The following is a 19788-nucleotide window of genomic DNA, read 5'->3' as shown; positions in this document are numbered from 1 at the left end:
CCGACTCCGTTCCGTCCGTCCCGTCCGTGCTGTCCGTCCCGTCCTCTCCTTCGTTCCGTCCCGTCCTCGCCCTCGTCCCGTTCCCGGCTCCGCCTGTGGAGGTTCCGTATGTCCCGCTCTCCGTCCGAGTCCCCGGCCGGTTCCGTGTCCGCCGCGGTTCCGCGTCCGCCGGTCCGCGCCCTGCGGGACCTTCCGGTCAGTGCCCAGGGGCTCGGCTGCCTGCCGACCACCGACTTCTACGGACGCCCGGACCGCGCCCGGGCGACGGCCACCATCCGCGCCGCCGTCGACGCCGGGGTCACCCTGCTGGACACCGCCGACGTCCAGGGGCTCGGCGCCGGTGAGGAGCTGCTCGGACGGGCGGTCGCGGGCCGCCGGGACGAGGTGCTGATCGCCACCAAGTTCGGCATGGTGCGCTCGTCCGACGGCGCCTTCCAGGGCTTGTGCGGCGAGCCGTCCTACGTCCGCGCGGCCTGCGAACGGTCCCTGCGTCGTCTCGGCACCGACCGCATCGACCTGTACTACCAGCACTGGACGGACCCGGCGGTGCCGATCGAGGAGACCGTGGGTGCGGTGGCCGAGCTGGTGCGCGAGGGCAAGGTCCGCAGGCTCGGTCTCTCCGAGCCCTCCGCGGCCACGCTGCGCCGGGCGGACGCGGTGCACCCGGTGACGGCGGTGCAGAGCGAGTGGAGCCTGTGGTCGCGCGGGATCGAGGACGAGGTGGTGCCCGTCTGCCGGGAGCTGGGGATCGGGATCGTCGCTTACGCCCCTCTGGGACGGGGTTTTCTCACCGGCACCATCCGCACCACCGACGATCTGGGGGACGAGGACTTCCGCCGGGGCCAGCCCCGGTTCAGCGCTCCGGCCCTCGCGCGCAACCGCTCGTTGCTGCACCGGCTGCGCCCGGTCGCGGACGGTCTGGGGCTGACCCTGGCACAGCTCGCGCTCGCCTGGCTGCACCACCGGGGCGAGGACGTCGTCCCGATCCCGGGCACCGCGAACCCGGCCCATCTCGCGGACAATCTCGCCGCCGCCTCGATCCGGCTGGACGACCGGTCCCTCGCGGAGGTGACGGCCGCGATCTCCCACCCGGTGTCCGGGGAGCGGTACACCCCGGCATTGCTCGCCATGATCGGCAACTGACCCGTCCGGCGTGCCGGAACCACGCGCACCGTCCGACCCGTCCGAGCTGTCCGACACACCGGAACCACGCGCACCGTCCGGCCCGTCCGAGCTGTCCGACACACCGGAACCACGCGCACCGTCCGACCCGTCCGGCTCGCTCGGGCCGGTCCGGCGCGTCCGTACCCCCGGAGCCGCCGGGGTCGGCCGGCTCCGGGGGTACGAGGGGTCCCGACCGGCGTACACGTCCGGTGCAACGCCCGTACGCTGGCCGGTACTTCGCGTTCCGCAAGCCGCGGGACAGCACGGCGTCAAGCCGCCGCCAAGCCCTCTCCAGGACGCTGGGACCCGTCCGCCGGGGAGACGGCCGCGGCGTCCGCGGCGTCCGCCGTCCTTCGCGGGGGACACCCCTTCCGCAGCCCCAGCACAGCCACCCGGAATCTCTGGAGGTCGTTTCATGTCCGTGGCATCGGCCGGTATGACGGACGAGCAGCGCAAGGCGGTCATCACCGCGTACTTCAAGGCGTTCGACAACGGCGGCGTCGGCAGCGACGGCACCCCCGCGATCGACTACTTCGCCGAGGACGCGGTCTTCTTCTTCCCCAAGTGGGGTCTGGCCCGGGGCAAGTCCGAGATCGCCCGGCTCTTCGACGACCTCGGGGGCACCATCCGCTCGATCACCCACCATCTGTGGTCCGTCAACTGGATTCTGACCGGGACCGAACTCCTCGCCGCGGAGGGCACCACCCACGGTGAGCACCGGGACGGGCCGTGGCGGGCGGGTGACCCCGAGTGGGCCGCCGGGCGCTGGTGCACGGTCTACGAGGTGCGGGACTTCCTCGTCCACCGGGCCTTCGTCTATCTGGACCCCGATTACGCGGGCAAGGACACCGCGCGTTACCCGTGGCTGTGACCCGGCCTCCGGGCCTTTCCGCGCACACCCACGGGTCCGTGTCCGGGAGTCTGCTGCGCCGGGTGGCGGGCCACTATCCCACCGGGGTGGTCCTGGTCACCGGTCCGGCCGAGGCTCCGGGGCAGCCGCCGCCCGCCATGGTGGTGGGGACGTTCACCTCGGTGTCGCTCGATCCGGTGCTGGTGGGTTTCCTCCCGGCCAGGTCGTCGACGACCTGGCCGCGGCTCCGGGCGGCCGGGCGTTTCTGCGTCAATGTGCTCGGCGCGGATCAGGGCCCGGTCTGCCGGAGTTTCGCCGGGGGCGATCCGGGGCGCTGGGAGGTGCCGTACCGGACGACGGCCACCGGCTCCCCCGTCCTGCTCGACGCGCTCGCGTGGTTCGACTGCGAGGTGGCGGGGGAGACGGAGGCGGGCGACCACTGGTTCGTCACCGGGGCGGTGCGCGACCTCGGGGTGATCCGCGAGGGTTCGCCCCTGGTCTTCCTGCGGGGCGACTACGGGCACTGGGCCGGGGGCGGCGGCTCGGGCCGGGCGGGGCGGCGGTCCGCCGTCTGCCCGGTCTGAGCGATCGGGGGCCGCCCCCTCCCACAACCGCCGGCCCCGGAACCGTCGGGCCGCCCCGCCCCGCCCGGCTCCGGGCCGCCGGGTCCGGAGCCGGACCCGTACCGTACGGGCCCGGCTCCGGCCGGCCCCGGGTCAGTGCCTGCCGTGGACGACCCGGTGCTCCGCCGCGGCGGAGGTGCCGTGGCTGTGGAGGAGCCGGGCCCAGGGCCACTGCGGCCGGAGACAGAAGTACTCGCCGCGGCGCTCGATCTCCCGTACGGCGGAGGACATCGTGCGCCGGGCCTGTTCCCGGGCGCCCGTGTACTGGAGGGCGTCGGCGAGCAGGCCGAGGTGGAGCGTACGGCGCAGCAGGGTCCGGTGCCGGGCCGCCTCGTGCAGCGCCTCCCGCATCCGGGCCAGCCCCTTGTCGTGCGCCCCCTGGTGGACCTCGGCCCAGCCGAGGGGGACGGCGAGCATCCGCTGCCAGAACGGGAGCTGGCAGCGGGCGGCGAGGTCGAGCCCCGCCCGCGCGGCCAGCCACACCCCCTGGACATCGCACTCCGTGACGGCGATGAGCGCGTCCACATAGCGGGCGAAGGCCCGGTCCCACGGCCGGTCGTACCGTTCCGACTGGGTGAGGTGGAGGAGTTCCGTCCGGTAGCGCTGGGTCTGAATCCGGTCGCCGCTGAGACAGTGGCCGAGCGCCAGATAGGCGCGGAAGTCGATACGCCGGTCCTGGAGGTGCCCGCCGCCGTGCGGGGCGGCGGTCCTGCGGTGTCCGGCCAGGAGGGCGTCCGTGATCTCGGTGCCCTGGGCGAGCGCGGCGAGGGCTTCGTCGACCCGTCCGCCCACATACAGGGTGACGCCGTCCACATAGCAGGCCGCCGACCGGGCCTCCGGTCCGCCGCCGTGGTCGGCCAGCTCGTGCAGCAGCCCGGCCAGCTCCGCCGCCTGCTCATGGCGGCCCGTGGTGAGCGCGCTCAGCGCCTGGACGTGCAGCAGCCCGGTGGGCTGGGTGTTGTCGAAGACGTGTTCCCACTGGGTGACCTGGGAGAGGAACGTCTCGACGCGGGCCGATCCATAGCCGTCCATCAGCGCGTGCAGCGCCATCATCCGTTTGCGCAACTGGAGTTCGACGGCGGACACCGGCTGGTCCCGGGGCAGCGCCGCGACGACCGCGACCGCGCTCTCCAGCCAGCGCAGCGCCTCCGCGTGGGAGAAGCGGGACTGCTCCCGGTCGGCCAGCGCCAGCAGGGGGCGCACCCCCGCGCGGGCGCCGAGCAGACGGGCCGCGGCCAGACAGTGGCGGCGGATCTCGGCGTGGTCGTCGCCCTGCTGGAAGCGCAGGGCGAGGGTGGCGGCGACCCGGTGGTGCCAGCGGGCGCGGGTGACCGGCGGGGTGTCGTCGAGCAGGAAGTCCCGGGTCAGCCCATGGGCGAAGTGGACCATTCCGTCGGTGTTCCGGTCGTGGCGCAGCAGCCCCGTGCCGAGCGCGTCGTCGAGCGCGGTGTGCGGGATGTCGAGCGTGGACATGATGTCGGTGAGCAGCGGTCGGCGCACGCTCATGCCGAGCACGGCGCAGAGCGTGAGCACGTCCTGGGTGGACGGGGAGCATTCGCTCAGCCGCTCGTGCAGCACCTCGCGCACCTCGAACGGGACGCACGGCCGTGCCCACTCCTGGGTGCCGTCCTCCCCTGTGACCATGCTGAGCAGCAGAAACGGGTTGCCGCCCGAGGCGCGCTGGAGCCGTTGGGCGTCATGGGGCGCGAACGGGGCCCCCGCGACCGAGACGATCAGCTCCCGGCTCTGCTCCTCGGTGAGCCCGTCCAGCCGGAGGGTGCCGGTGTTGCCCGCCTGGAGGATGCGGCCCACGGCCCGGCGGACGGCGGGGTCCCGGGCGAGATCGTGCTCGCGCAGGGTGGCGACGACCATGACGGGGGCCTGGCCGATCTGTTTGACCAGGAGCTGGAGCACATCCAGGACCGGCGCGTGGGCGAGGTGCAGATCCTCCAGGATCAACAGGAGCGGGGTCCGCCGCGCCGCGGCGAGCACCGTCCGGCAGATCCGCATCTGGTGGGTGAGGTGGTGTTCCGGCAGCCACTCGGCCTGGGCGACGGGGTCGGCGTCGCCGTCGTCACCGAGGCCGCTGTCCGGGTCGAGCTGGCGTACGAGGTGCTCCCAGGGCCAGTAGCCCGGTGCCGGGAGGGTGGCGACGCAGTGCGAACGGACCACCCGGAACGCGCCCGCGGCCAGGGTGTGCTCGGTGTGCTCCAGGAGCCGGGTCTTCCCGATGCCCTGTTCGCCGCAGACCAGCAGGACATGGCCGTGGCCCGCGCGGGTCTTCGTCAGCAGCAGCCGCAGCCTGCGCAGTTCGGCGCGGCGGCCGATGAGTCGGCCGCCCGGCGGAGGGGGAGGGGGCGGCGCCGGTTCCGGGTCCTCGGTCTCGGCGGGTGCCGCTGAACGGAGGGCCGAGCGGGGGACCGGGGGAGGCACCGGGGTGACCGGCGGGACGGCCCCTGACGGATGGGGGAGCGGTACGGGGGACGGCATGGGGGGCGGGGTCCCGGGCGCCGCCGGGGCGGGGGGCGCGGCGCTTTCCTCCGCCACCGTGGTTTCGGCCATGTCCGCGGGTGCGGCGGGGGTGCCGGTTTCGGCCAGGGGCGGGGGCCCGTGCGGGCCCGCCGCCCGTGTGAGGGAGGCCGTCGATCGCGCGGCGGGTGTCTCCGTGAGTTCCTGGCGCAGAATCTTTCCATGGAGTTCCTGGAGCTCCGGACTGATATCGGCCCCCAGATTCTCCGCCACCGCGGTACGCATACGTTCATACGTCAACAGGGCTTCCGCCGACCGTCCGGAATGATACTGGGCCCGCATGAAGAGACCGCCCAGCCGTTCCAGTTCCGGATTGCGGTGGATCTCCTCGCCGAGCTGAAATGCAACCTCTTCATAGTGCTGGAGATCGAGACACGCCTGGGACCAGGTCTCCAGCGCGCGTAACCGGATTCCTTCCAGCCGGTCGGCCTCCGCCGCCACAAATTCATAATCATGCAGCTCGCCCATGGGTGTGCCCTTCCACATCTCCAGGGCGGACCAGGCCACGGCCCGGGTGGCCTCGGGGTTCCGGGCCCTGCTCAATTCCCGGCACTCCCTGACACGTGTCTCGAAAACCACGGCGTCCACCTTCGCCGAATCCACTTCGAGGAGATACCCCTGGAGCTGGTGGACAAGGCGAAGGGAACGGTCATGGCGGTGCAGGAGTTTCCGCAGTCGGGACACATAAGCCTGGAGCGTCCCCCGGACCCGGGACGGTGGGTCGGCCCCCCAGATCGACGCGGTCATGACCGGCAGCGGGACCACGTTGCCGACATCGATGAGCAGCAGGGCGAGCAGGGCGCGCTGCCGTGGCGCGCCCAGGTCCACGGGTTGCTCGCCGGCGGTCACGGTCAACGGGCCGAGGAGGTCGAACCGAAGGCCGGATGGTGGGGTTATGTCGTACTTCATTGCACATCCCGACTGGAGAGAACAATGGAGGCTGAGTAGATCAAGGCCCGGTTGATACGTACTCAATATTCTCTGTAATCGGGAGTTGACGCCGATGCGGAGACGGTCGTCCGATGTGTCCTCCGAATTTTCTGGACCCGGGCGGGCGGCGATGTCCGTTCTGCCTTGCGGCGTATGGGCCGTCCTGTTCGGCAGACGCTCCCGCTATGAAATTTCTTCACACTGGGAAGCATCTATTCCGGGTGGGGAGGGCTCATTTTTTGGTCAGGTTGGCCTGTTCCATGCATGGGTAAGTGGCCAATGCACTTATATCGGGATTCATGGGGTAACGGATAAGCTCTCCGAACGGTTGCCCAGGGGTGCCTTCGCGTCGGCTCCCGGTCCGGCGGCCTCAGGAGACGGGTGCGGCGGGGGCGGAGGTGTCGAGGGCCAGGGAGACCGCGAGCGTACCGAGCGCCGCGCCCATCACGCGGCGCTGAACCCTGAGCCAGAAGGGGTGGCGGCCGAGAAAGGCGGCGATGGCTCCGGCCGCCAGCACGATCGCGAGATTGACCGCGACGCTCACCGCGATCTGGAGACCGCCGAGAATCAGCCCCTGGAACAGGACACGGTCCGCGTTCGGGTCGACGAACTGCGGGATGAGTGCGAGATACATGACGGCGATCTTGGGGTTGAGGATGTTCGTCATCAGCCCCATGGTGAACAGCCTGCTCGGGGAGTCGTGCGGAACCTCCTCGGGGGAGAACACATTCACGCCACCGGGCCGCAGGGCGTTCCAGGCGAGATATGCCAGATAGGCCGCACCGGCCAGTTTGACCGCGACATACAACTCCGGCACGGCGACGAAGATCACCGACAGGCCGAGATTCGCGGCGAGCAGATAGACCAGAAAACCGAGGGCCACACCGCCCAGCGAGATGATCCCCGCACGTCGGCCCTGGGTGATGCTGCGGGAGACGAGATAGATCATGTTCGGTCCCGGGGTGAGGACCATTCCGAGGGCGACCATCACCACACCGGCGAGTGCGCTGGTCTCCACCATCTCCTTCTCTCTCCTGTGCGCGAACGGGGCGGGCGGGGCGACGGCTCCGCGCGGGTGCGGTCCGACGGGGCGTCAGTACCGGTGTGCGGCAGATGCGTCGACGGTCTGTGTGAGGCAATTCCGAGCGTAGATCGGTGTTTTGATCGGTGCAATAGGGAATATTGCTCTCGGTGCAATTCTGGAACGGGGAGCTTCCGGACGGGGAGCTTCCGGACGGGGAGCTCCGGAACGGGGTGCTTCCGTTTCACGGTCGGCGGGGCCGGGCGGGAAGCGGTCCACCGGACAGGGGAGGTACGGGAGATGAAGGACTACCGGCAGGTGGCCGACGCGGTCGCCGAGGAGATCAGGACGGGCGGGCTGCGCCCCGGGGACCGGCTTCCGCCGCAGCGGGAGTTCGCCCGCGGGTGCGGCATCGCCGACTCCACCGCCGCCCGGGTCTACCGGGAGCTGGCCCGCAGAGGGCTCACCGTCGGCGAGGTGGGGCGCGGCACCTATGTCCGCGCGGCGCGGGCGGGCGTCGGCCCCGCGCTCTCCGAGCCCGCCGGAAGCCGGATCGACCTGGAGCTGAACCACCCCGTCGTCCCCGAGCAGGCCGCGCTGCTGGCCACCGGGCTCGGCGGGCTGCTGCGGCCCGATGTCCTGGAGTCCGTGCTCCGGCCGGCCGGTGCCGCCGGGACCCCCGAGGCGCGCGAGGCCGCCGCCGGGCTGCTCGCCCGGGGCGGCTGGCGGCCGGACCCCCGGCGGGTGCTGTTCGCGGGCAACGGTCGGCAGGCACTCTCCGCCGTGCTCGGCGCGCTGGTGCCGCCGGGGGGCCGACTGGGGGTCGAGGAGCTGACCTACCCCGTGGTCAAGGCGATCGCGGCCCGGCTCGGCATCACGCTCGTCCCCCTCGCCATGGACGCGGACGGGGTGATTCCGGAGGCGCTGGACGAGGCCAACCGGAGCGCTCCGCTCCGGGCGGTCTATGTCCAGCCCACCCTGCACAACCCGCTCTCCCTCACCCTGTCGGACGGGCGTCTCGCCCAGCTCGCCGCGGTCCTGGAGCGGCTGGACCTTCCCGCGGTCGAGGACGCCGTCTGGGGCTTCCTGCGGGAGGGCACGGCTCCGCTCGCGGCGGTCGCCCCCGGGCGGACGGTGCTCGTCGACAGCCTCTCCAAGCGGCTCGCCCCCGGGCTGACCCTGGGGTTCGCGGTGGTGCCCCCGGGGCTCGACGGAGCGGTCGGCGCCGCGCTGCGCTCCGGCGGTCTCGGCCCCGCGCGGTTCGCGCTGGAGGCGGCGGTCCGCTGGCAGACCGACGGCACGGTCGACGCGCTGGTACGCGCCAAGCGGCGGGACGCGGGCGTACGGCAGGAGATCGCCCGGCGCGCGCTCGACGGCTTCGCCGTGTCGGGCGACCCCGGCTCGTACCACTGCTGGTGGGTGCTGCCCCGCCCCTGGCGCGCCGACACCTTCGTCGCCGCCGCCGCGCGGCACGGGATCGGGGTGACGCCCGCCGCCGCGTTCTGCGCCGGGCAGGGCCGTACACCGCACGCGGTCCGGCTGGGCCTGGCGTCGCCGTCGGCGGACGAACTGACCCGGGCGCTCGGCACACTCGCCGGACTCGCCCGCTCCGCCCCGGAGGACCTGGCCCTGGACTGAGCGCGCCGGGCGGGCGCCGCCGGGCGGCGGGGAGGGCGGAAGGCGGCTCCGGGGCACTAGAGGGGGCATGGGCATGTCAGTACAGTCGGCCGGAGCGTCTCTCACCCCCGTCCCGAGGAGTGCCCGATGCCCCACCGCCCCGCCACCGCCTGGCTGGCGTCCTCCCTGCTCGCCGCCGCGGTGCTGACGACCACGCTCATCGTCGTACCCGGGGCCTCGGGCGGCCATGGACCCACCGCGGCGGCCCACACGACGCAACAGAAGCAGGAGCAGCAGGCGCGGGAGGAGAAGAAGGAACGGGGGAGCGCGCCGGGGAAGCCCCGGCCGGACGCCCGTGACGTGGTCATCGCCGTCCACGGCGGGGCCGGAGCCGCCCTGGACCGGGAGACGACCGGCCCGGAACGGGAGAAGGCGTACCGGGACGGGCTCGCCGCAGCGCTCCGCGCCGGACAGCGGGTGCTCGCGCGCGGCGGGGACAGCCTGGACGCGGTCGAGGCCGCCGTCCGCGAACTGGAGGACAACCCGCTGTTCAACGCGGGCAAGGGCGCCGTCTTCACCGCCGACGCCGGGCATGAGCTGGACGCCTCCGTGATGCGGGGCTCCGATCTGAAGGCGGGAGCGGTCGCCGGGGTCACCTCCCTGCGCAACCCGGTCGAGGGCGCCCGGCTGGTGCTGGAGAAGTCGAAGCACGTCCTCCTCTCCGGCGAGGGCGCCGACGACTTCGGCGCCCGGCACGGGCTGCGCACCGTCACCCAGGACTACTACTGGACCCAGGCCCGCTGGGACGCGCTGCTGCGCGCGAAGGAGACCGAGGCGGGCGATCCCGCCGCCCGGAGGGCCCCGGAGGCACTGGCCGACGCGCAGTCGACGGGGACGGTGGGCGCGGTGGCCCTCGACCGGCGCGGCGATCTCGCGGCGGCCACCTCCACCGGCGGGCTCACCAACAAGCTCCCCGGCCGGATCGGCGACTCCCCGCTGATCGGGGCCGGGACCTACGCCGACAACCGGACCGTCGCCGCGAGCGCCACCGGCGCCGGTGAGGTGTTCATCCGGGGCGCGGCGACCTCGACCCTCTCCCATCTGATCGAGTTCAAGGGGCTCGGCGTGGCGTCCGCCGCTTACGAGGTGATCGTCAAGCGCCTGCCCCGGCTCGGCGGGCAGGGCGGCGTGATCGCCCTCGACCCCCGGGGCGACTTCGACGCGCCGCACAGCAGCCCCGGGATGCTGCACGGCTATCTGACCGAGGACGGGACCGTCGTCACAAAGATCTTCCCGGACGAGTCCCCCGCCAACACCTGATCCGCCCGCCGACCGGTGGCTGCCTGCGGGCCTGACCGGCGGCTTCCCACGGGCCTGCTGTCCGAACGGGCGTCCGAGCGGGTGCCCAGGGCCTGTGCCCTGGGCCGCGCCCCGAGCGGGGCCGTGTCCGGCTGCCGGTCGCCGCCTCCGGGGCACCGACCGCCGGGAGCCGGGCGCTCGCACGGGTGTGCCGGGCCGGGCGCCTGGGGCGGCTGCCCCGCGCCGACTGGCGGATGCCGGCTGTCAGGAACCTGCCGCCTCAGCGGGTGCGCAGGGCCGGTGCCTTGAGCCGGGCTCCTGTCCCGGGCCTGGGGCGGCTGCCGATTGCGGGTCGCCGGACACCGACCGCCGGGAGCCGGGCCGCCCGGCCGGGGTGTGCCGGTGCCTGCCTCCGGGTCCTGCGCCCGGGGCCTGGGTCGGATGCCGGTACCGACTGCTGAGAGCCTGCTGCCCTGAGCGGGTGCCCAGGGCGGGGCTCGGAGCCGGGGCCCGGGCGGCGGACGGCCGTGGGCCGCTGAACACCGGCTGTCGCGAGCCGGACTCCTGAACAGGGCTCCAGGACGTGGGCTCTGGTTGGCTGTCTCGCGCCGACTGCGGGGCACCGGCTGCCGAGAGCCGGGTGCCTGAGTGGGCTTCCAGCGTCCGGGCTTTGAGCCCGGGCCTGGTCCTGGTCGGTGCCGACTTCCGGTCGCCGACCGCCGCGAGCCGGGCCGCCCGGCCGGGGTGCGCCGGGCCGGGCGCCGTGGCCAGCGCCCGTGCCGACCGCCGAGAACCTGCTGCCTCACAGCGGGTGCCCAGGGCCTGCGCCCGGAGCCGGGCGGCTGTCGGTCGCCGCCCCCCGGGGTACCAAGTGCCGGGCGCTCGCACGGGTGTGCCGGGCCGGGTGCCCTGGGCGGCTGCCCCGCGCCGGTCGCCGACCGCCGGGCGCCGGACTCCTGCGGCGGGCGCCGAGGGCCTGGGCCCCGGCCCACCGGGTGCCCGTGGCGGACGCGCGGGTCGGCGCGGGTCGGCGCGGCGGGGCGGGGCGGGTCCGCGCTCCGGCGGCGCGCCCCTGTGCCGCTCCAGCCCGGTCCCTGATCGCGGCCGTAGGCTGCCGATGTCGCCGCCGCCCGCCCGCAGGCCGTTCCGTCGGCCGAGGAGGAGCCTTGTCCCGACCGCTCCACTCCCCAGGAGTCCGCCCGATCGTGCTGGACGCGGGCGGAACGACGCTTTCCGCGCTGCTCGCCGAGGCCCAGGGGCCGCCACGGGCCACGCTCCTCGCCCTGCACGGCGGCGGGATGACCGCCGCGTACTTCGACGGCCAGGCGGACCCGGCGCTCTCCCTGCTCACCCTGGGCGCCTCGCTCGGCTGGACCGTTCTCGCGGTCGACCGGCCCGGCTACGGCGCGTCCGCCGAAACACTTCCCGACGGACTGCCCCTCGCCGAGCAGGCCGTGGCGCTGCGCCACGCCCTCGCGGACTTCGGCGGGCGGTATCCCCTGGGCGCCGGTCTGTGCGTGCTGGCCCACTCCTACGGCGGCAAGCTGGCGCTGACCGCCGCCGCCCAGGGGCTGCACGACGAACTCCTCGGCATCGAGATCTCGGGCTGCGGACACCGTTACGCCGCCGATCCCCCGGCCGGGCGTCCCGCCCCGTTCGGCGGCCCCGGCGGGCCCCGGCTGAACTGGGGCCCGCTGACGCTCTACGCACCGCGGACGTTCTCCCTGGCCGGTTCGGTCGTCGCCCCGATGCCGCTGCGGGAGGCGGTGGAGGCGGCCCGCTGGGAGGGGGCATTCCGGACCCTGGCGGGAGCCGTGCGCGTTCCGGTGCGCATGACGTTCGCCGAGTACGAGGGCTGGTGGCGGCACGACCCCGAGGCATTGGCCGAGCTGACCGGACTGTTGTCCTCCGTGCCGAGGCTGGTGATCGAACGTCAGCCGGGCGCGGGGCACAACATCAGTCTGGGCTGGGCGGCACGCGCCTACCATCTGCGGGCGCTGGGCTTCCTGGAGGAGTGCCTCCAGCCCCGCCTCGCCCGCCCCGCTTCCGTTTCCGCCTCCGCCTCGGCTTCCGCCTCCGCCTCGGCGCGTGCCGCGTCCGCACCGGAGCCGATCCAGCGCTGACCCGGGTCAGCGCTGACCCGGGTCGGGCCCGGGGGCCGGAGCCGCCGCCCGAAGGGCGTCCGGCCGGAGCGGACGGACGCGGGGTCCCGGCCGGCGGGACCCCGCGTTCACGCTGCCGCCCTGACCGGTGTCAGGACCGCCACGTGCCCTTCCACCACGGCTGGGAGGTGTCGCGCAGCGTGTTGGTGCCGCAGTGCACCTCCCCGCTCATGACGTGATACGTGTACCAGTCATCGATATAACGGGTGGTGAAGCCCGCCCGGGCGTAGGCCGCGGAGACCGCCTCACCGAAGATGTCCTTGCCCTGGATGACCGGGCCCCACTGCTTGGCGGCGAGATAACGGGAGTCGCTGAGCACCACACCGTTGACCGCGCCCGGCACATAGGCCCCCGTCGGCCAGGCCCGCTCCCCGGCCCGGCCGCTCGCCGCGAAGGGCTGCTTCCGGTCCGGGCCCGCCTGGTCGAACGTGAGCGCGGTGTCGATGTCGAGCCTGCTGAGCTTGGCCCGGCCGCCGCCGAAGACCGAACCGTCCATGTCACCGCGCGAGTACAGCCCCGGAATCCGGATGATCTCGGCGTCCGTGATGCCCGTCTCGTTCTTGAGGATCCGGAGGTTGGCCTCGATCCGCTCGGTGGCCAGCTTGTTGTCCGCGTGGAAGGAGCGGTTCTTCAGCACCTCGTCGATGGTCTGCTTCGGCGCCTGCCCCTCCGGCCCGTTGGGCACCGAGAACATCTTCGCCCTGCCGTGGCCGTCCTTCTGGGCCTTGCGCAGCAGCGCCACGCCCGCCTGTGGGTCGGCCACCCCGATCCGCCAGCCCCGCTCCGTCGCGGCGGGCAGGAACTGCACGAACTCGTCCACATGGCCGACGCCCAGCCAGGCCGTGTCCAGCAGCAGCGGCGACTGCGCCCCCTGCGAGCGGAGGAAGGTCGACATCGACTTGGCGGGCCTGTTCCTGGCGTCGGGCTGATGCCCCATGATGATCCGGCCGGCCGGGTACTCCTTGCCCCCGTGGGCATAGGGCGGGATGGTCTCCAGGTTGCCCATGGAGTCCAGGGTGTTCCAGCCGAGCCTGCCGCTCATCTGGACGGCGCCGATGTCCTTGCCGCGCAGCTTCTCGAAGACCTCGCGGCCCGCCTTCCGGTCCTGGGCGGAACGGATCATCACCCGCATCGCGTGGGGCTTGCCCCCGGGCCCGGTCATGCTCACATAGCCGGGCTCCAGGAAGTCCTGCGCCCAGCGGTCGCCCCCGGCGCCGCCGAGCTTCCGCACCGGCTTGGTGATCCCGGCGGCCTTCACCTCGCGCTCCAGGTCCTTGACGAACTTCTCCTGGAGCTTCTCGCCCTTCACCGCCGTCACCAGGACTTCCTGGGCCTTCTGCCGGTGGTGGTGGGTGAGGACGGGCGCCGTCCCCATCCGGACGTCGTCCTTCACCGTGGTGGTGCTGTCGGTGACGCTGAAACGGACGATGGCCTGGCCGTCCCAGACCGTGGCGTTCCGGATCACATCGGTGGCCTCGATGCCCAGCTCCACCCCGGCGCGCAGCTCGGCGGCGGTGAGCCGGTCGGTCGGCCTGAGATGCGTCCAGCCGTTCGCCCGCTTGACGAAGAGCCGCGCCCTGTCCTTGGCGAGCACGACGGCCGTTCCGTACGCGCCGTCGGAGACCTCCGGCAGCGGAACGGTTTTCAGCCGCGCCAGGTCGGCGGCGTCGCTCGCCCCGTTGAGCACGGTGTCGGCGGCGTCGTTGCACTTCGCCAGCTCGGCGTCGGTCAGCGGCTTGCCCTGGGCGGTCCTGACCGGGCAGCGCTTGGTGTCGTCGTCGATGTTCGGCAGCATCACCGCGCCCCGGTCGCGGGTCCAGACGTTCTCCCCCGGTGTGTCGGAGCCGCCGGTGATGTCGACGCTCCCGTCGCGGTCGACGTCCGCCCGGAGATCGGCCGTCAGCGCCGCCCGGGCCGCCGGACCCGCCGCGGGTCCTACGGCGTGCACCACACCCGCGGTGCCGATCAGGGCACCGGCCACCCCGGTGGCCACGGCCGCGTTCCTCCATCCCGTGACACGCACGGAAACCCCCTCTGCTGAAACCTTTCCTTGGTCGGGGAGAAAGATCGATGCCGACCGGGGGAGGTTGACGTGGCCCGGGAAGAACATGACGGAATGGCCGAAAATCGTTCCATCACGCTGCTCTCCAGCCACAGTGGGCGACTTTTCGCACGCGGGAGTGGGCCGGACGGGTGGTGTTCATCGGAAGAACTGCGTAGCGGCTGCGTCGGTCCTTCGCAACTCGGGATCCATACACATCATGAGAAAGGTATGTAGATCGCCCAACCCGAAAGCGAGGGGTCATGGCTGCCGTCACGGTCAGAAATCTCTGGACCGCACTGGTCACCGCTTTTGTCGCTCTGCTCACCTGGATGGGGCTGAGCAACTCCTTCACCGCCCGCCGCACCACCGCCCCGGCTGCCCCGGAGCAGCCCGCACCGGAGGCCCCGCCCATGGCCTCCGTCCCGCTCACGACGGGACATCCGGAACGGGATACGGACGCCACCGCCGCGATGGTGGGACCCGGGGCCGTCCCCCCGGACACCCGGAGCACCGCGCACCGGGACGAACGCCGCCGCCACCCGCACCCCCGGCAGGCGACCCGCGCGACCCGGACACCACGGTCGACACGGACACCACGGTCGACCCGGTCGACCCGTACCCCGCGTACGGCCGTACGGGCGACGGCGGGCCGGCGGACGGTCCCCGCGAGCAGAAGACCCGCCGGACGGGTGGCGCCGACCGGTCCCGGCACACGATCCACCGGACGGACGACGGCGGCACCCGCCGGACGGACGCCCTCGGCACATGCCCCGGTGCGCCCCGGCACCCGGCCGGCCGTACGCCCGTCGGGCACCCGGCCCCTGATCCCCGCGCAGAGCCGCCGGTGGAGCCCCGGAGCCCGGGCCCGTTCGCTGCCGCCCACCATCAAGCAGCGCATCCGGGCCGAGGCCCACAACTCCTCGCCCTCCGTGCGCAAACTGCCCGCGCTCGACGCGATCCCGGCGGACGCCGGTTCGGTGACGATCGTCTCGCGGTCCGTACGGGGCGCGGAGCGGTCGGCGGACCGCAGCCGGCTGACGACGGCCGCATGAGGCCCCGCAGCACCGGAGCCCAGCTCTCCGGCCGGCCCGACCGCTTCTTCTTCCGCCTCTGTCTCTGTCTCTGCCTCCGCGGTTTCCTGTCATCCGTGGCGCACGCCCGGCCCGGTGCCCCCGGCCGCGGGCAGCGCTACCGCGGCGGATGCGGAGACGGAGTCCGAGCCGGAGCCGGAAGCCCGGACAGGAACGGGACCGGAAGCCGAAGCGGAACCGGATGCCAGAGCGGCATCGGGCGCGGAGCCGGAAGCAGCCGCCGCCCGCGCGGGACTCCCGCACCGTGCCGTGACCCCGCCGCCGCGGCAGCCCCACGGGAAGCACCGGGCACGCCGACAGCACCGACAGCACCCGAGGCGCCCGCGCCGTCCGCGGTGCCCGGGGTCCACGAGGTCCGCGGACCGGCGCCCGGCCCCCGCGCCGGGGCGAGCGAGGTCCACGAGGTCCACGAGGCGAACCCGGAGCACACGGCGTACGAGGCGCATGAGGTACCCGGAGCTGAGGCACGAGAAGCTGAGGCACCCGGAGCGCATGAGACGCACGGGGCGCCACCCGCCCCGCACCGTCTCCGCCCCCACGCCGGCCCGCCCCGCCTCCGCCGCGTGCGGGCCCCCCGTTCGGTGTCCGGTCGCTACGCCTGTGCCGGGCCCCCGGGGTCCACGGGGTCCACCGCCTCCGGGCTGCCGTCGACGGACGACAGCCGTCCGGTCTCGGTCGCCGCGGGCGGTTCCACCAGCCAGTCGGGATTGGCCTGCCGGTCCCACCACCGCCACAGGGCGAAGGCGCACCCCGCCGCCGCCCCGACGATCAGCAGCACCTTCCCGGCGTGCGCCGCCTTCGACCGGCGCTCGTGCCTGCGCAGCAGCTTCTGGATCTCCTCGGCCGTCACCTGACCGCGCAGCGCGGCCAGCGCGGCGGAGGAACGGGCCAGCGCCTCGTCCCGCACGGGACCGGCGGCGGCCACCGCGTGCTCCACGCGGGGTTTGGTGTAGTCGGCCGCCTGACGCGCGGCCTTCCGGGCCTGGAGCGCGGCCCGGTGCGCGGCGTCGTCCACCGCGGGCGGCACATGCGGCGCCAGATGGGCGTCGTACTGATGACGGGCCTGGACACGGGCCCGGTGCGTGGCCGCCGATACTTTCGGGGCGATCCGTTCGCGCGCCTCGTGCGCGTACTGAGCGGCCTGGTCACGGGCCGTACTGGCGTAGGGCGCCACCACTTCCGCGGCGTGCAGCACGCTGTCCTTGGCCGAATCGGTCGCGGCGCGCACGCTCTCCATGCGGGTCACGGGGGAACCTCCTCCTCGGTGGCGACAGGGGCTCGATCCAGCCCCCAGTTCCGTACATTTCACCTTTCCGTCTGTTGGCACATCATGCCCGCTGACCGTGTGCCCGGCATGTGGGACGGGCAACCGGGTCATCCGTGCCGGGGGAGTACCGGAGGCTCTTCCGCGTGCGCGGCCCTTCCGTGCGAGGATCGTGGCGACCAGAGAAAGTCCCCCGAGCAGTCATACGGAAGGCAGGACCGTGGCCGAGCAGCTTTACGCCACCCTGAAGACCAACCACGGCGACATCGAGATCCGGCTGCTGCCGAACCACGCGCCGAAGACGGTCAAGAACTTCGTCGAGCTGGCGCAGGGCGAGCGCGAGTGGGTCAACCCGGCGACCGGCCAGAAGAGCACCGACCGGCTCTACGACGGCACGGTCTTCCACCGGGTGATCTCCGGCTTCATGATCCAGGGCGGCGACCCGCTGGGCAACGGCACCGGCGGCCCCGGCTACAAGTTCGCCGACGAGTTCCACCCGGAGCTGGCCTTCACCAAGCCGTACCTGCTGGCCATGGCCAACGCGGGCCCGGGCACCAACGGCTCGCAGTTCTTCATCACGGTGGGCCCCACCACCTGGCTGACCGGCAAGCACACCATCTTCGGCGAGGTCTCCACCGAGGCCGGCAAGAAGGTCGTGGACGCCATCGCGTCCGCGCAGACCAACCCGCGCACCGACCGCCCGGTCAACGACGTCGTGATCGAGTCCGTCGTCGTCGAGACCCGCGAGGGCTGATTCCCGCCGCCCGGCGCGGGCACAGGGAACAAAGACGCCCCGTCCATCCGTCTGGATGGACGGGGCGGTGTTGTGCTTCGGGAGCTTCGGAGGTTGAGGGATCTCATGGAACAGGCGCCAGGCGGCCCGCAGGAGCCGCGGGGACCGCAGGGGGTACCGCGGCTGCCCGACTGCTATCGGCACCCGGGCAGTGAGACCGGGATCAGCTGTACCCGCTGCGACCGCCCCATCTGCCCGCAGTGCATGATCAACGCCTCGGTGGGCTACCAGTGCCCGGAGTGTGTGCGCAGCGGCTCGGGGACGGGGCACAGCGCCTCGGCCCAGCAGCCGCGCACCATCGCGGGCGGCTCCCTCCACGGCGATCCCGCCCTGGTCACCAAGGTCCTCATCGGCCTCAATGTGGCCGTCTTCGCCCTGGTGCTCTCCCTCGGTGAGCGCTTCGTCTCCCAGCTCGAACTGATCGGCTACGCCTTCAGCCCCCAGCTCGGGGAGATCGTCGGTGTCGCGCACGACCAGTGGTACCGGCTGCTGACGGCGGTCTTCCTGCACCAGGAGCTGTCGCACATCCTCTTCAACCTGCTCGGGCTCTGGTTCCTGGGCCGGATGGTGGAGCCCGCGCTCGGGCGCCGCCGTTTTCTCGCCCTGTATCTGCTCTCCGGGCTCGGCGGCAGCACGCTCGCCTATCTCGTCGCCGAGCCGAACCAGCCCTCGCTCGGCGCCTCGGGGGCGATCTTCGGCCTGATGGGGGCGTTCGTCGTGCTGGCCAGGCGGGTCCAGCTCGATATGCGGCCGGTGGTGCTGATCCTCGGGGTGAGCCTGGTGCTCACCTTCACCCGTCCGGACATCTCCTGGGAGGGCCATATCGGCGGTCTGGTGACGGGAGCCGTGATCGCCGCCGGGATGGTGTACGCGCCGCGGGAGCGCCGGGCGCTGGTCCAGTCCGCCGTCTGCGGGGCGGTGCTGCTGGTCATGGTGGTGGCGGTGCTGGCCCGGACGTCCGTGCTGACCTGAACCGGGCTTTCCCCATGGTTGTCCACAGTGGGCGACGGCGGCCCGACGGAGCGCACACGGCCGGTGGGGAACGGCTGTGCCCCTTGTCACCGATCCGGGTTTTCCCAGTGGGGACAAGGGGTGAACACCGTCACCCGGACGACCGAAGCGGTCACACCGGCGTCAACACGGTGAAAGGTTATCCACAGATCGTCTGACCTTTTCCCCACTGTGGACAACTGCTGTGGATAACTACTTCCACTGAGTGGAGACGCCGAAGCCCGCGGCGATGAAGCCGAAGCCCACGACGATGTTCCAGTCGCCGATGGACTTGATCGGCAGCTCGCCCTCGGTCACATAGAAGAGGACGATCCAGGCCAGCCCGATCAGGAACAGCCCGAGCATCACCGGTGCCACCCAGCTGCGGTTCGTCAGCTTGATGGCGGTCGCCTGCCGGTTGTTCGGCGGCGGCGTGAAATCGGCCTTCTTGCGGATACGTGACTTCGGCACGAGGGACTCTCCTGTCGATGCGCTGCGTGACCGCGCAGGGAACTGTGGCTGGCGTCCGGGGCTGGAGCGACGGGGACCACTGCCTCCCCCGGGCGTCCGTTAGCGTAGTGCTTCCGCGGCGCCTGAGGAGATAAGGGTACGTTGAGCAATTCCGCCAACTCCAGGCCAGTCCCGGTTCACCTGGTGAAAAGGCGGGCCGGGCGGGTGCTGACCGCCGCCGTCTTCGCCGTGGCCGGGCTGATCTTCGTCACCAGTTTCAACACCGCCCGGGGCACGGATCTGCGGACCGACGACTCCCTGCTGAAGCTCTCCGACCTGATCCGTGAGCGCAGTGGGCGCAACGGTGACCTGGAACGGTCCACGGGGGCCCTGCGCGACGAGGTCGACTCGCTCGCCGACCGCGACGACGGCTCCACCCGGGCCGAGGACGCCCGGCTCGGCGCGCTGGAGCGGACGGCGGGCACCAGCCCGGTGCGCGGCCCGGGGCTGACGGTCACCCTCGACGACGCCCCCGCGAACGCCCGCGCGACCCCCGGCTACCCCGAGCCGCAAGCCAATGACCTGGTGATTCACCAGCAGGATCTGCAAGCGGTCGTCAACGCGCTGTGGGCGGGCGGGGCCCGTGGCGTCCAGGTGATGGACCAGCGGCTGATCTCCACCAGCGCCGTGCGGTGTGTCGGCAACACCCTGATCCTCCAGGGCCGCGTCTACTCCCCTCCCTACAAGATCACCGCTGTGGGCGACCGGGACCGGCTGGAACAGGCGCTGGAGCGGTCCTCGGCGATCCAGAACTACCGGCTCTATGTGAAGGCGTACGGGCTCGGCTGGAAAGTCGACGAGCGCGGGGCGGTGACTCTCCCCGGCTACTCGGGCACAGTGGATCTCCACCATGCGAAGCCCCTGAACCCCTGAGCCGCGCCCCGGGCGTCCGGCCGGGGCG

Annotated in this window: 15 protein-coding genes; 10 read left to right on the top strand and 5 right to left on the bottom strand. The window is 72.8% G+C overall.

Features of this window, described 5'->3' with window-relative positions; all coding sequences use genetic code 11:
- Nucleotides 1–108: 108 nt before the first annotated feature.
- The 3 genes from CRV15_RS13865 (at nt 109) to CRV15_RS13855 (ending at nt 2598) form a co-directional block, all read left to right on the top strand.
- Entirely contained in the window at nt 109–1143 is a 1035-nt protein-coding gene (locus CRV15_RS13865; protein WP_003961115.1) for an aldo/keto reductase, read from the top strand.
- A gap of 436 nt (nt 1144–1579) precedes the next feature.
- Nucleotides 1580–2035 carry a nuclear transport factor 2 family protein gene (locus tag CRV15_RS13860; RefSeq protein ID WP_003961116.1) on the top strand — a complete coding sequence of 152 codons (456 nt, stop codon included), beginning with the start codon at nt 1580–1582 and terminating at the stop codon, nt 2033–2035.
- Nucleotides 2036–2073: 38 nt separating this feature from the next.
- A complete protein-coding gene (locus CRV15_RS13855) occupies nt 2074–2598 on the top strand; it encodes a flavin reductase family protein (protein ID WP_063646043.1) in 525 nt (174 codons plus the stop codon).
- Nucleotides 2599–2730: 132 nt separating this feature from the next.
- Here CRV15_RS13855 and CRV15_RS13850 read toward each other — a convergent pair whose 3' ends face one another.
- Nucleotides 2731–6075: an ATP-binding protein gene (locus tag CRV15_RS13850; RefSeq protein ID WP_003961118.1), complete on the bottom strand. Its 3345-nt coding sequence runs from the start codon at nt 6073–6075 to the stop codon at nt 2731–2733.
- Between the two features lie 391 nt (nt 6076–6466).
- Nucleotides 6467–7117, bottom strand: a complete 651-nt coding sequence (locus CRV15_RS13845; RefSeq protein WP_003961119.1) for a LysE family translocator — start codon at nt 7115–7117, stop codon at nt 6467–6469.
- A gap of 300 nt (nt 7118–7417) precedes the next feature.
- Here CRV15_RS13845 and CRV15_RS13840 point away from each other — a divergent pair, with 300 nt between their 5' ends.
- From CRV15_RS13840 to CRV15_RS13830, 3 genes are all read left to right on the top strand, one after another.
- On the top strand, nt 7418–8755 hold the full coding sequence (locus tag CRV15_RS13840; protein ID WP_003961120.1) for an aminotransferase-like domain-containing protein: 1338 nt from the start codon (nt 7418–7420) through the stop codon (nt 8753–8755).
- Between the two features lie 126 nt (nt 8756–8881).
- The gene (locus CRV15_RS13835; RefSeq protein WP_003961121.1) at nt 8882–10054 is read left to right on the top strand and encodes an isoaspartyl peptidase/L-asparaginase family protein; all 1173 of its coding nucleotides are present in this window, start codon (nt 8882–8884) and stop codon (nt 10052–10054) included.
- Between the two features lie 1145 nt (nt 10055–11199).
- On the top strand, nt 11200–12156 hold the full coding sequence (locus CRV15_RS13830; protein WP_003961122.1) for an alpha/beta hydrolase: 957 nt from the start codon (nt 11200–11202) through the stop codon (nt 12154–12156).
- Nucleotides 12157–12286: 130 nt separating this feature from the next.
- On the opposite strand, the gene CRV15_RS13825 is transcribed toward CRV15_RS13830, so the two are convergent.
- Entirely contained in the window at nt 12287–14188 is a 1902-nt protein-coding gene (locus CRV15_RS13825) for a protein-arginine deiminase domain-containing protein (protein WP_009996865.1), read from the bottom strand.
- Nucleotides 14189–14499: 311 nt separating this feature from the next.
- On the opposite strand from CRV15_RS13825, the gene CRV15_RS13820 reads away from it, so the two are divergent.
- The gene (locus CRV15_RS13820; protein WP_009996867.1) at nt 14500–15291 is read left to right on the top strand and encodes a DUF6344 domain-containing protein; all 792 of its coding nucleotides are present in this window, start codon (nt 14500–14502) and stop codon (nt 15289–15291) included.
- 631 nt (nt 15292–15922) lie between these two features.
- On the opposite strand, the gene CRV15_RS13810 is transcribed toward CRV15_RS13820, so the two are convergent.
- Complete coding sequence (locus CRV15_RS13810) at nt 15923–16576, bottom strand: DUF5324 family protein (RefSeq protein ID WP_009996870.1); 654 nt, start codon at nt 16574–16576, stop codon at nt 15923–15925.
- A gap of 238 nt (nt 16577–16814) precedes the next feature.
- On the opposite strand from CRV15_RS13810, the gene CRV15_RS13805 reads away from it, so the two are divergent.
- On the top strand, nt 16815–17348 hold the full coding sequence (locus CRV15_RS13805) for a peptidylprolyl isomerase (RefSeq protein WP_009996872.1): 534 nt from the start codon (nt 16815–16817) through the stop codon (nt 17346–17348).
- 105 nt (nt 17349–17453) lie between these two features.
- Complete coding sequence (locus CRV15_RS13800; protein ID WP_003961127.1) at nt 17454–18359, top strand: rhomboid family intramembrane serine protease; 906 nt, start codon at nt 17454–17456, stop codon at nt 18357–18359.
- A 231-nt stretch (nt 18360–18590) separates the two neighbouring features.
- Here the strand turns inward: CRV15_RS13800 and crgA are convergent, their stop codons facing one another.
- A complete protein-coding gene (gene crgA / locus CRV15_RS13795; RefSeq protein ID WP_003961128.1) occupies nt 18591–18848 on the bottom strand; it encodes a cell division protein CrgA in 258 nt (85 codons plus the stop codon).
- Between the two features lie 141 nt (nt 18849–18989).
- On the opposite strand from crgA, the gene CRV15_RS13790 reads away from it, so the two are divergent.
- The gene (locus CRV15_RS13790; RefSeq protein ID WP_003961129.1) at nt 18990–19760 is read left to right on the top strand and encodes a DUF881 domain-containing protein; all 771 of its coding nucleotides are present in this window, start codon (nt 18990–18992) and stop codon (nt 19758–19760) included.
- The last annotated feature ends 28 nt before the right edge of the window (nt 19761–19788 follow it).

This window comes from Streptomyces clavuligerus (assembly GCF_005519465.1).
Taxonomy (GTDB): domain Bacteria; phylum Actinomycetota; class Actinomycetes; order Streptomycetales; family Streptomycetaceae; genus Streptomyces; species Streptomyces clavuligerus.
This window is presented reverse-complemented; position numbering and strand designations above follow the sequence as displayed.